Here is an 11,712-nt window from a genome sequence, read left to right on the forward strand (position 1 = left end):
CCGCGGTCAGCGGGCGGCGTCAGGCTCGGCGGCATGAAGAACATGACGCGGGTGGCGGGCGGCAAGGACGATTTCCAGCTCGTGCACCACCTCACCCTCAAGGGCAGCCAGTTCGAGATCGGCAGGGCGCTCACCGAAGAGGCACGGCGGCTGGGCTGGGCCCCCATGCCGGCCGACCCGGCGGTGAACCGGGCCCGCAGGACCTGGTTCGAGCGGCACTGGCCGCAGCACCACGCCCGCCTGGACGGCGCGGCGGCGGCCCTCGGTCTCGACCCCGACCAGGACGACCTGGCCCTTGACGGGCTCGGCTACGTCCCCGAGGGCTCCGGCTGCTCGGCCCTGTGGATCCCGCCGTCGGCCGCCACGGACGGGCACGGCCGGGTGGGCCGCAACTACGACTTCTTCCCCCTGACCAGCAGCGAGGTGATGGGCACCGCGCCCAGGCCGGGCGAGCTGCCGATGGCCTCGCGCCCCTACGTGATCACGACGGTGCCCGACGAGGGGCTCGCCTCCACCGTGATCACCATGTCGGACCTGGACGGCTGCATGGACGGCATCAACTCGGCCGGCCTGGCGGTCACGCTGCTGGTGGCCGACTTCGAGCACGCCGCGCCGCCGGAGCACGTCTCGCCGCAGGTCGGGGTGGGAAGCGTGCAGCTGCCCAGGTTCCTGGTCGAGACCTGCGAGAACGTGGAGCAGGCCAAGCAGGCGCTCCTGGGCGCCAAGCAGTACGACCACGGCACCTCCCTGCACTACCTGGTGGCCGACGCGAACGGCCAGGCGTTCGTGTGGGAGCGCGGCAGGGACGGCAGCGAGCACATCGTCCAGCTCGGCGACGGCCCGCTCTGCGTCACCAACCACCTGCTGCACCGCCACCCCGACCCGATGAAGCTGCCCGAGGACACCCCGGGCGGCTTCAGGACCTACGAGCGGCTGCGCACGCTCTACGAGCGCAGCAAGGGCGCCACCGTGTCACCGCGGGAGCTGCGCGACCACCTGCGCGCGGTCCAGCAGGCCGAGGACCCGGCCCTGCCGTTCCGCACGTTGTGGACGACGGTCTTCGACACCGCCGACCGCACCCTGTCGGCCCGCTTCTACCTGGGAGACGGCCGGCGCTACAGCGAGGAGCTGATCTTTCACGCCTCCGACAGGTAGTCCTCGCGCACCTTGGAGCGCGACAGCTTGCCCGTGGGCGTGCGCGGCAGCAGGGAGCGGTATTCGATCTCCTTCGGGTGCTTGAACCTGGCGATGCGCGGCCCGCAGTGCTCCAGCAGCTCGGCGGTGAGTTCGGGGCCGGGCGTGACCCCTTCGGCGGGCTGGACGAGAGCGACCACGTGGTGGCCCCACTCCTCGTCCGGCACCCCGATGACGGCCACGTCCGCCACCGCCGGGTGCTCGAGCAGCGCGGCCTCGATCTCGGCCGGGTAGATGTTCACCCCGCCGGAGACGATCAGGTCGGTACGCCGGTCGCACAGGAACAGGTAGCCGTCCTCGTCCAGGTATCCGATGTCGCCCGGCGAGTACCACTCCCCCAGCATGCTGGCGGCCGTCTTGTCCGGGTCCTTGCGGTACTCGAACCTGCCCATGGCCGACTTGACGTAGATCAGGCCGGGCTCGCCGGCCGGCAGCTCGGCGCCGTCCTCGTCCACGATCTTGGCCTCGAACGTGGGCGCCGGCCGCCCCACCGTGCCGGGCCTGGCCAGCCAGTCGTGCGGCTTGACCGCGAACGCGATCGTCGACTCGGTGGAGCCGTAGTACTCGTAGAGGACCGGCCCCCACCAGTCCATGATCTGCTGCTTGACCGCGACGGGGCAGGCGGCGGCGGTGTGGATGACCTGGCGCAGGCTCGACACGTCGTACTTGCCCCTGACCTCCTCCGGCAGCTGCAGCATGCGGTGGAACATGGTCGGCACCATCATCGCGTTGTTGACCCGGTATCGCTCGATGAGCTCCAGGATCGTCACCGGCTCGAACTTGGGCGCGACGACCACGGTGTGCCCGAGGTGCAGCGCGAACTGGGTGTGCGCGCACGGCGCCGAGTGGTACATCGGCGAGGTCACCAGGTGGACGTCGTCGCCCGGCTTGAGGTCCACGACCTCGCCGAGGAACCACTGGTAGGCGGGCACCATCTGCTCGGGCGCGACGCCCGGCAGCGGCCGCTGCACGCCCTTGGGGAAGCCGGTGGTGCCGGAGGTGTACCACATGACCGCCCCGGAGGTCCGCTCGCCGGGCGCGTCGGCGGGCTGCCCTCCGGCCAGCCCGGCCGTGCCGATCTCCCCGCCGGGCACGGCGTGGTCGGGGCCGGTGACCACGACCTTGGCGTCGCAGTCGGCCAGGATGTACGCCACCTCCGACGCCGTCAGGTGCCAGTTGATCGGCACGTAGTAGAGCCCGATCTGCGCGGTCGCCATGACCATGACGATGGCGTCGATGCCGTTGGGCAGCACGCCCGCCACCACGTCGCCGGTGCCGAGCCCGCGGGCCCGAAGGCCGTGCGACACCTGGTTGGCCCGGGCGAGCAGCTCGCCGTAGGACGTCCTGGTGCCGTCGGAGTCGATCACCGCGAGGCGGTCGGGGTCGGCGGCGGCGATGGCGTAGAAGCCCGGCAGCTGGCTGACGTCCACTTAGAGCTCCAGCAGGTCTGCGAGGCGGGCGCGGTGGATGCGGGGCGGGCCGAGCAGCACCTCGTCCGCCTTGGCCCGCTTGTAGAACAGATGCGCGTCGTGCTCCCAGGTGAAACCGATGCCGCCGTACAGCAGCAGGTGGTCGCGGGCCACCTCGAAGCAGGCGCGGCCGACGTACGCCTGGGCGAGGGCGGCGGCGCCGGGCAGCTCGTCCGGCGCCTCGTCGGCGGCCCAGGCGGCGTACCTGACGATGGACTCGGCCTGTTCGAGCTTGCAGTGCATGTCGGCGAGCTTGTGCTTGACGCCCTGATAGGAGCCGATGAACCGGCCGAAGGCGACGCGGATCTTGGCGTAGGCCACGATGGCGTCCAGCGCCGCCCGCATCACGCCGAGCTGCTCGGCCGCCAGCGCCACGCACAGCCGGTCGCCGACCTGCGGCGCCGGCCCCAGCACGCGGGCGGGCGCCCCCTCCAGGACCACCCGCGCCTGGCCGCGCGTCAGGTCGAGCGTCTCCAGCGGGGTCCTGGTGACGCCGGGCCCGGCCAGCTCGACGGCGACCAGGAGGTCGCCGTCGCCGCTGCGCGCGGGCGCCACCAGCACGTCGGCCTCCATACCGCTGAGCACCTGCGCCAGCGTGCCGCGCACGGCCCCGCCGTCGAGGTCGACGGGGGCCTGGGCGAGCGTGGCCGTGGTGCGGCCCTCCGCCACGGCGGCGAGCAGCTCCTTGTCGGGAGCGCCGGTCAGGGCGATCGCGGCGAACGCGGTGGCCAGGAACGGGCCGGGCAGCAGGGCCGCGCCCGTCTCCTCCAGCGCGACCGCCAGTTCGGCCAGGCCCGCGCCCGCGCCGCCGTACTCCTCGGGAACGATCAGTCCCGCCAGGCCCAGCTCGCCGTTGAGCCTGGCGTAGACCTGCGGGTCGTAGCCGTGCCGCGCCTTGGGCAGCGGCGAGGCGGTGCGCAGGAAGTCGCGCACGGCCGCACGCAGCTGCCGCTGCTCCTCATCGAGTACGAGCTTCACCCCTGCGTCCCCACCTTCAGGTCCTTGAACGGCACGGTCTTGTCCATCCGGGGCTCCGGCGGCAGGTTGAGCACGCGGTCGCCCACGATGTTGCGCATGATCTCATTCGTGCCGCCGCCCAGCGACATGGCCGGGGCCAGCGAGATCGCTTGCGCGAGCGGGGAGTCGCCCAGGACGGCCTCCGGGCCGGCGAGCCGGGTGGCCAGATCGGCCTGGAACATGGTCAGCTCGGCCAGCAGCAGCTTGGCGGCGCTGCCCCGGGCGCCGGGGAAGATCCCCGCCTCGGTCTCCTGGGCCAGCCGCTGGTTGAACAGCGCCAGGGCGCGGCTGCGGATGTGCAGCTCGACCAGCTCGTCGCGGACCAGCGGGTCGCCGGTGTCGACCACCCGGCGCAGCGCCTCCAGCGAGGTCGGGTCCTCCTTCTGACCGCTCATGCCCACGCCCGCCGAGATCGACAGCCGCTCGTGCAGCAGGGTCGTGACGGCCACGCTCCAGCCGTCGTTGACCTCGCCCACGCGGTGCTCGTCGGGGATGGGGACGTCGTCGAAGAAGATCTCGTTGAAGTTGGACCTGCCGGTCATGTCCTTCAGCGGCCTGACCGTGACCCCGGGGTGGTGCATGTCCACCACGAACATGGTCAGGCCCTTGTGCTTGGGCACGTCCACGTCGGTGCGGGCCAGCAGCAGCCCCCAGTCGGCGTGGTGGGCGACCGAGGTCCACACCTTCTGGCCGTTGACGATCCAGTGGTCGCCGTCGCGCTCGGCCCGCGTCTGCAGGCTGGCCACGTCGCTGCCCGCGCCCGGTTCGGAGAAGAGCTGGCACCAGATCTCCTCGCCGCGCAGCAGCGGCCGGACGAACCGCTCGCGCTGGGCGTCGGTGCCCCGGTCGACCAGCGTGGGCCCGGTCATGCCGAGGCCGATCGAGAAGACGTACGTGGGGAGGGTGAAGCCGCGGGCCTCGGCGGCGAACGCGCGCTCCTCCGCCTGCGTCAGCCCCTGGCCGCCCCACCGCCGCGGCCACGTGATGCCGGAGTAGCCGGCGTCGTGGAGCTTGGCCATGAATTCCTTGGCCCGGGCGATCGCGTCTCCCCCGGGCCGGTCGTCCGCTGGGACGTTCGCCTGCAGCCAGGCCCTGGCGGAGCGCCGATAGTCAGCAAGGTTCACATCGACTCCTTGGCATCAGTGCTCACTTACTCTAGTCAGGCGACCGGATGCCGCATAGAGCACTGTTCCGCAGCTCTTTTAGCGTGATTTGTCACTGAATCTCCGTTAATTCGATGCGGGGGCACGTACTGTGATCATCTGATCACGGGGGGATTGGGTGTGATCGAACGGCTGGGCCGGTCCATTCGCGCGCGCCTGGCGCTGTTCGCCAGCGTCGCCATGGCACTGCTGTGCCTGTCGGCAGGCTCGCTTTTCCTGTGGGTGGGGCACAGCACGGCCGTCAGCATCCGCACGAAGGAGGTGACCGGTGCCGCGCTGCACGTGGGCCACGACATCCAGCGCAACCACCTGCACCCCCTGACGAACTTCGACCTGAGGGGCATCCAGGTCGTCGACTCGACCGGTCGCGTGGTGGCCTCGACGCCGAACCTGGACGGCAAGCCGCGCCTGACCACCGTGGTGCCCGACCCGAACAGCCCCAGCCGCACCGACGTGCTGTGCCGGCTCCCCCAGCTTGACGGCGACTGCCACATCACGGCCGCCGTCCGGGTCTACTACGAGGCCGGCGACTGGTTCGTCTACGCCTACGACTCCACGGTGCCCTGGTACATCCACCCCTCCGTGATCGCCGTGCTGATCGTGGTGAGCGTGGCGCTGGTCGCGATCACCTGGTTCGGCGTGTCCAAGGTGGTGGCCAGGACGCTCGTGCCGGTCAACCAGATCACCCGGCGGCTGAACGACATCGGCTACGGCGACGAGACCATGCGCGTGCCCGTGCCGGAGAACGCCGAGGAGATCAAGGCGCTCGCGGAGGCCGCCAATCACACGCTCGCCCGGCTGGAGGTCGCGATGGAGCAGCAACGCCGGTTCGCCTCCGACGCCTCCCACGACCTGCGCAGCCCGATCACCGCCATGCGCGCGGAGCTCGAGGCGGCGATGCTCGCCCCCGAGGAGAACGACTGGCGCGAGACCTGCGACAAGCTGATGGCCAGCGTCAACCGGCTGCAGAACATCGTCGCCGACCTGCTGACGCTGGCCAAGCTCGAAGCGGGCGCCCCGTCGCGGCTGGAGTCCGTCGACCTGGCCGAGCTGGTCGCCGCCGAGACCACCAGGCCGCGGTCGAAGAAGATCGTCACCGCGCTGCAGCCCGGCGTGGTCGTCACGGGCGACCGGCTCAAGCTGGCCCGCCTCCTGACGAACCTGCTGGACAACGCCGAACGGCACGCCGAGAGCACGATCATCGTGACCCTGCGCAGAAACGAGCAGGCCGTGCTGGAGGTGCTCGACGACGGCGCGGGCATCGCGCCGGACCAGCGCGAGGTGGTCTTCAGGCGGTTCACCCGGCTGGACGCCTCGCGCAGCCGCGACGCCGGCGGCACCGGGCTGGGCCTGCCCATCGCCCGCGAGATCGCGCAGGCCCACCGCGGCACCCTCAGGATCGAGGACTCCGACACCGGCGCGCGCTTCGTGCTGCGATTGCCGATACGAAAGGAGTGAATGTGGGTATGAGAAATTTTCCGCCCTTTGATGGATTTCTGGGCGCGCACGATTACCAGGCATGGGAGGTGAGTTACTCGCTGTGACTTCAGGGTTCAGCCGATTACGGCGCGAGGATTTACTGAAGACGGCCTGCGAGGTCATCGCGGAGCGCGGGTTCGGGCATACCCGGACCATTGACATCGCCAGAGCCGCCGGAGTGAGTCAGGCGCTGCTGTTCTACCACTTCGAGACCAAGGATCGGCTGTTCGCGCAGGCCTTCACCTACGCCGCCCGCCAGCATCTCCACTCGCTCGAACACATCGAGGAGTCCAAGGGCACGCCGCTCGAACGGCTGCGCACCCTGCTCAGGCTCTCCTCCCCGGCGATCCCCACCGAGGGATGGCGGCTGTGGATCGACGCGTGGTCCGAGGCGATGCGCAACTCGGAGTTGGAAGAGATCTCGCGCCGCCTCGACTCCCGGGGCCGGCTGCTCCTACGCGCGATCATCGAGGCGGGCATGGCGTGCGGCGAGTTCAAGTGCGACGACCCCGACGCCTCCACGTGGCGGATTCTCGCCCTCGTGGACGGGCTCGCGATCCAGACGCACGTGCATCCCAAGGTGCTGACCAGGCGCAAGGTGAACATGCTGATCCGTACGGCCGCCGCGGCCGAGCTCGGGCTCTCTGCGGAAAGCCTGTGACCCTCCCCTCTTCCGACGCTATTGGATGCTCCGTACAATTAGCGGCGAGGAGAGGAGCACGCGATGGCATCCGCACCGAGCTCTGCCGCCGCCCGCGAACGCGACGAGCAGGTCGCCAGCAGGAGCGCCTACCGAGCGGTCATCGAACGGCTCTCGAAGGCGTCGGTCGACAAGCACTGGGAGCCGTACCGGGACATCCCGTGGGATGACCCGGAGTTCGCCGTGGACCCGGCAGATCCCCGCTGGGAGCTGCCGGAGGTCGACAAACTGGGCGGTCACCCGTGGTACCGCAGCCGCCCGCCCGAGGTGCGGGCGGAGATCGGGCTGTGGCGGGTGGCCACCGCGATGAAGATCGGGCTGCAGTTCGAGAACCTGCTCAAGCGCGGGCTGCTCAACTACGCCTACCGGCTGCCCAACGGATCACCGGAATTCCGGTACGTCTACCACGAGACCATCGAAGAGGGACATCACGGGATGATGTTCCAGGAGTTCGTGAACCGCACCGGCTTACCGGTCCGCGGGATGCCCGGGCCGCTGTCGGTGATCGCGCAGGTGGCGCCGTGGATCCCGCTGATCTCGACGGAGCTGTTCTTCGTGTTCGTGCTCGGCGGCGAGGATCCGATCGACCACGTGCAGCGCAAGGTGCTGAAGGACGAGCGGGCGCATCATCCGCTGGAAGAGACGATCATGCGCATCCACATCGCGGAGGAGGCCAGGCACATCTCCTTCGCCCGGCACTACCTGCGTAACCGGGTGCCCCGGATGCCCGCGTACCGGCGGCTCCTGCTGGGGATCATCTCGCCCGTCATCCTGGGCGTGATGGCCCGGATCATGCTGGCGCCCCCTGGGCCGATGATCCGGCGCTTCCGCATCCCGGCCCACGTGGTCGCCGAGGTCTACCTGCGCAATCCCGCCGCCAAACGGGAGATCCACGACTCGGTGGGCAGGACGCGGGAGCTGTGCGCGGAGATCGGCCTGATCAACCCGGTCACCCGGCGGATCTGGCGGGCGATGGGCATCTAGCCGGCCGGCCGCCGGGCGATCAGCACCTCGGTGGCCACGGTGTACTCCCACGTCCCCGAGGGGTCGAGATCGAGCAGCGCCTTCCCGGCCGCCTCCTTGAACGGCTCCAGCCGGTCGCCGAGGCGGGCCGGGGCGCTGTAGGAGTAGGACAGCTGCAGGCCGATCACGGCGTCCACGTCGTACGTCACGCGGTGCTCGTACATGGCGGACTCCAGCTCGCTGAACGGCGAGGTGACCAGCACGTCGTGGGGGTGCTCGCCGCTGGCCTGGAAGGAGTTCGTGGCCGTGAACGTGTTGGCGTCGAACTGCTCGCGCACCCGGCGCATCGTCGGCTCCCAGGGCTCCTCCACGGGTTCGCGGCCCGGGCCGACGAGCGCCACGGCCCCGCCGGGTGGCAGCAGCTCGTCCAGCTCGGCCAGCACCGCGCGGCGGTCCATCCAGTGGAACGACCGGCCCATGACGATGTGGCCGAACGCCGGGAGCTCGCGCAGCCTCGTCGAGTCGCCGCGCAGCCACCGGATGTTGCGCACCTCCGCCGCCAGCCGCCTGCCCGTCTCCAGCATCTCCTCGTCGGGATCGACCGCCAGGACCTCGCGCACGCTGCGCGCCAGCGGGATCGCCACCGTGCCGGGGCCGCAGCCGAGATCGAGCACGGTGCCGTCCGGGCCGAACGTCCTCGCCAGGTGCTCGATCGCCCGATCCGGGTGATCGGTGCGGTACTTCGCGTAGTAGGGGGCCGCGCCGCCGAACAGGTCAGTCATGGATGGGACCATATACGGGTTCGTTTCGTCGTTGCTGGAAGGTTTGATCTTTGAGGCGGCTACTCACGGTCCTGCTGCTCGCCTTCGCCGCCGCCGGGATCGCCCCTCCCGCGGCACAGGCGCACAATGTGCTCGTCAGCAGCGACCCCAAGGACGGAGCCACGCTGCCGGCCGCGCCCGCGCGGGTGACTTTGGTGTTCGACCAGGCGGTGCGGCAGGGCTACGCGCAGGTGGGCGTGACGGGCCCGGACGGGTCCTCGTGGGCGGACGGGTCCGCGGAGGTGGCCGCCGAGCGGGTGTCGGTACGCGTCAAGCCGCTGCCGTCCGGGGGCGCGTACACGGTGGGCTACCGGATCCTGTCGGCCGACGGCCACCCGGTCACCGGCAAGATCTCCTTCACCCTCGCCGACGGTGCCGCCGGGGCCGGCCCAGCCCAGAACGCGGGCCAGGACGCGGCCCAGGGCGCCACCGGGCAGGCGGCGCGGGACGCGAGCGCGCAGGCCGCCGAGGCGGCCGCCAACGGGGGCGCGGGCATGGCGGTGGTGTGGGTCGTGGGCGCGCTGCTGCTGCTCGCCGCCGGCACGGCGGTGGCCCTGCGCCGCTCCCGCCCGGCCGCGGCGGCGCCCGCCCCGGGCTCGGCCGGACAAGCGCGGCCCGAAGCGACGCCCGCCCCGGGCCCGGCCGGAGAGGCTCAGACCGATGCGGCCGGCGAAGAGGCCCGGGCATGAGCGTCTTCGCGCCGGCTCTCCCCCGGCAGCGGGTCGGCGGTCGGCTGGTGGCCGGGGCGTTCGGCGTCTGCGCGGTCGTCGCCGCCGTGGCGGCGAGCACGTTCACCGCCCAGGAGGCCGTCCCCGGCATCCCCATGCCCGGCCCGCTGGTGTCCTTCGGGCTGCCCGTCGTGCGGGTGCTGCTCGACCTGGCCGCCGTCGCCACGGTCGGGCTGAGCCTTTTGCCCAAGCTGCTCGGGTTCGACGCCCCCGAGCGGACCGAGCCCGTCATGCTCAGGGTGCGTCCGCTGGCCGTGCTGGCCGCCTGGGCGTGGGCGATCTGCGCGCTGCTCACCATCGTGTTCCAGACGGCCGAGCTGAATCCCGGCAGCGTGCCCACGTTCGGGATGATCGCCGCCTACGTCGAGACCGTCGGCACCGGCCAGGGGCTGCTGTTCAGCGCGGCGTGCGCGCTGGCGGCGGCCGGCATCGGGCTCATGGCGGTGCGGTTCGGCGAGAAGGTGCCCGCCGAGCTGCGGGTGATCGTGGCGCTGTTCGGGCTGCTGCCCATCCCCGTCACCGGGCACGCCGTCAACTCGATCTGGCACGACCCCATCATGGTCTCGATGGAGATCCACGTGATGGGCGCGGCGGCGTGGACGGGCGGGCTGGCGGCCACGGCCGTGTTCGTGGCGCCGCACCGCGAACTGCTGGCCGTGGTCCTGCCGAGGTTCTCCAGGATCGCCACGGTGTGCCTGCTCCTGGTCGGGCTGTCGGGGCTGATCAACGGGCTCGGCACGATGGCGCTCACCCCCGGCGTGAGGCTGCCCGACGCGCTGCTGACCAGCCACTACGGCGTGCTGGTGGTGGTCAAGACGGTCCTGGTGGCGGCGCTGGTGCCGCTGGCCGCCCACATCCGCTTCCGCCTGATGCCCGCCATACGTCGCGGCCGGGCCACCGCCCTGGTGGGCTGGGCGGCGGCCGAGGTGGGCGTGATGGGGCTGGCCTACGGCGTGGCGGTGGCGATCACCCGGGCCTCGATCGTCTGAGACCCGCGCCGCCTGGCGGCCAGCCACTCGACCGTCAGCCAGACGGCCAGCAGGCCGAGGCCCGCCCAGACGGCCGACGACGTGGCGAGCGGGGGCGCTCCGAGCAGCCCCTTCTGGCCCTTGATCGCGCTGTAGACGCCGCCCATGATCGCGCTCTGCGCCACCAGCGCGCCGTAGGCGGCGGCCGTGACGCCGACGCTCCCGAGCACGGCCCGTACGTACGGCATGCGCACCAGGAACGCGAGGTCCACCACCAGCCCCGCGACGACCAGGAAGAAAGGCACCGCCGACGGCGGGAACCCGGTGAAGGTCAGCAGCGGCCACAGCAGCGTGCGGACCCCCACGTAGGCGCCGGCCACCAGCGTCGCGGCCCCGAACCTGCCGATCAGCAGCCTGGCCACGACCAGCACCGACAGCCCGACGACCACCGCGTAGACGGGGTATAGGAGGTCGGGGACGGGCAGCGAGAACGCGACCATCATCGCCCGGTCCACCGGCCGCCCCATCTGGTCGGCCGCGAACTGGAGCAGGATCTGCTCGGCGTAGGTCGCGTGGTTGTCCCAGGCGCCGATCGACAGGATGCCGTACTCCTGGTGCTGCTCGGGAAAGTGCACGTTCTCCAGGAAGAACGCGAAGAACGCGCCCAGCACGACGGTCCGCTCCCGGCCCGGCGGCGCCCCCATGAACCAGCCGCGGAGCACGCCCGCGATCATGAAAAACGTTCCAAGATAGAGCATGATGTGCGACGGGCTCCACGAGGTGATGTCGAGCCCGTTGACGCGGTGGTTGATCAGGTCGAGCGGTACCGCGACCAGGAAGATCCCGGTGCCCCACTGGATCAGCCGCAGCGCCGCCTTGTCCACGCCGTAGCCGGTGTATCCGTGGATGACGGTCAGCGCGACGGCGATGGCGGTGCCGGCGGAGTTGAGCAGGTGGGGCGGGGCGAGGTCGTCCCGCAGCCACTTGAAGTGCCACGAGACGTCCCACGCCGAGCCGAGCAGCTTGAGCGTGAACGCCACCAACCAGCCGAAATAGAGCACCCTGAACAGATCCTGCGGCGTCTCACGCCCCGCCTGGCCCCTGGTCCAGTACGGCAGGGCCCACTCGGCGGCCCTCTTGAGAGATGCTGGAGACTTCACGGGAGTGAATCTTACGGTTCCCCGGGTTGAGGTGTTGCTGGGGCAATGCC

11 protein-coding genes are annotated in these 11,712 nt (G+C 71.1%); 6 read left to right on the top strand and 5 right to left on the bottom strand.

Annotated features, from left to right (window positions below; all coding sequences use genetic code 11):
* Nucleotides 1-33: 33 nt before the first annotated feature.
* On the top strand, nt 34-1,155 hold the full coding sequence (locus ACFKCF_RS03365; protein ID WP_394490445.1) for a C45 family autoproteolytic acyltransferase/hydolase: 1,122 nt from the start codon (nt 34-36) through the stop codon (nt 1,153-1,155).
* On the opposite strand, the gene ACFKCF_RS03370 is transcribed toward ACFKCF_RS03365, so the two are convergent.
* Genes ACFKCF_RS03370 through ACFKCF_RS03380 form a run of 3 tightly spaced genes read right to left on the bottom strand, consistent with a single transcriptional unit; the run spans nt 1,137 to nt 4,804 of the window.
* A complete protein-coding gene (locus tag ACFKCF_RS03370) occupies nt 1,137-2,624 on the bottom strand; it encodes an AMP-binding protein (protein ID WP_394490447.1) in 1,488 nt (495 codons plus the stop codon). The genes ACFKCF_RS03365 and ACFKCF_RS03370 overlap by 19 nt on opposite strands.
* Nucleotides 2,625-3,641 (bottom strand): acyl-CoA dehydrogenase family protein, encoded by a 1,017-nt coding sequence (locus tag ACFKCF_RS03375; protein WP_394490449.1) that lies wholly within the window; start codon nt 3,639-3,641, stop codon nt 2,625-2,627.
* Nucleotides 3,638-4,804 (bottom strand): acyl-CoA dehydrogenase family protein, encoded by a 1,167-nt coding sequence (locus tag ACFKCF_RS03380; protein ID WP_394490451.1) that lies wholly within the window; start codon nt 4,802-4,804, stop codon nt 3,638-3,640. The genes ACFKCF_RS03375 and ACFKCF_RS03380 overlap by 4 nt, the downstream gene beginning before the upstream one ends.
* A gap of 159 nt (nt 4,805-4,963) precedes the next feature.
* Here ACFKCF_RS03380 and ACFKCF_RS03385 point away from each other — a divergent pair, with 159 nt between their 5' ends.
* The 3 genes from ACFKCF_RS03385 to ACFKCF_RS03395 all read left to right on the top strand — a co-directional run bounded on the left by ACFKCF_RS03385 (nt 4,964) and on the right by ACFKCF_RS03395 (nt 8,006).
* On the top strand, nt 4,964-6,301 hold the full coding sequence (locus ACFKCF_RS03385) for a sensor histidine kinase (protein WP_394490453.1): 1,338 nt from the start codon (nt 4,964-4,966) through the stop codon (nt 6,299-6,301).
* A gap of 82 nt (nt 6,302-6,383) precedes the next feature.
* Nucleotides 6,384-6,983, top strand: coding sequence for a TetR/AcrR family transcriptional regulator (locus tag ACFKCF_RS03390; RefSeq protein WP_394490455.1), 600 nt, complete (start codon nt 6,384-6,386; stop codon nt 6,981-6,983).
* A gap of 63 nt (nt 6,984-7,046) precedes the next feature.
* On the top strand, nt 7,047-8,006 hold the full coding sequence (locus tag ACFKCF_RS03395) for a diiron oxygenase (protein ID WP_394490457.1): 960 nt from the start codon (nt 7,047-7,049) through the stop codon (nt 8,004-8,006).
* Here the strand turns inward: ACFKCF_RS03395 and ACFKCF_RS03400 are convergent.
* Nucleotides 8,003-8,767: a class I SAM-dependent methyltransferase gene (locus ACFKCF_RS03400; protein WP_394490459.1), complete on the bottom strand. Its 765-nt coding sequence runs from the start codon at nt 8,765-8,767 to the stop codon at nt 8,003-8,005. The two genes, ACFKCF_RS03395 and ACFKCF_RS03400, sit on opposite strands and share 4 nt — an antisense overlap.
* A gap of 50 nt (nt 8,768-8,817) precedes the next feature.
* Between ACFKCF_RS03400 and ACFKCF_RS03405 the strand changes: the two genes are divergently transcribed.
* Nucleotides 8,818-9,495 (top strand): copper resistance protein CopC, encoded by a 678-nt coding sequence (locus ACFKCF_RS03405; RefSeq protein WP_394490461.1) that lies wholly within the window; start codon nt 8,818-8,820, stop codon nt 9,493-9,495.
* A complete protein-coding gene (locus ACFKCF_RS03410) occupies nt 9,492-10,523 on the top strand; it encodes a copper resistance D family protein (RefSeq protein ID WP_394490463.1) in 1,032 nt (343 codons plus the stop codon). The genes ACFKCF_RS03405 and ACFKCF_RS03410 overlap by 4 nt, the downstream gene beginning before the upstream one ends.
* On the opposite strand, the gene ACFKCF_RS03415 is transcribed toward ACFKCF_RS03410, so the two are convergent.
* Nucleotides 10,481-11,662, bottom strand: a complete 1,182-nt coding sequence (locus ACFKCF_RS03415; RefSeq protein WP_394490465.1) for a hypothetical protein — start codon at nt 11,660-11,662, stop codon at nt 10,481-10,483. The genes ACFKCF_RS03410 and ACFKCF_RS03415 overlap by 43 nt on opposite strands.
* Nucleotides 11,663-11,712: the final 50 nt, after the last annotated feature.

This window comes from Nonomuraea sp. JJY05, from assembly GCF_043496855.1.
GTDB lineage: Bacteria > Actinomycetota > Actinomycetes > Streptosporangiales > Streptosporangiaceae > Nonomuraea.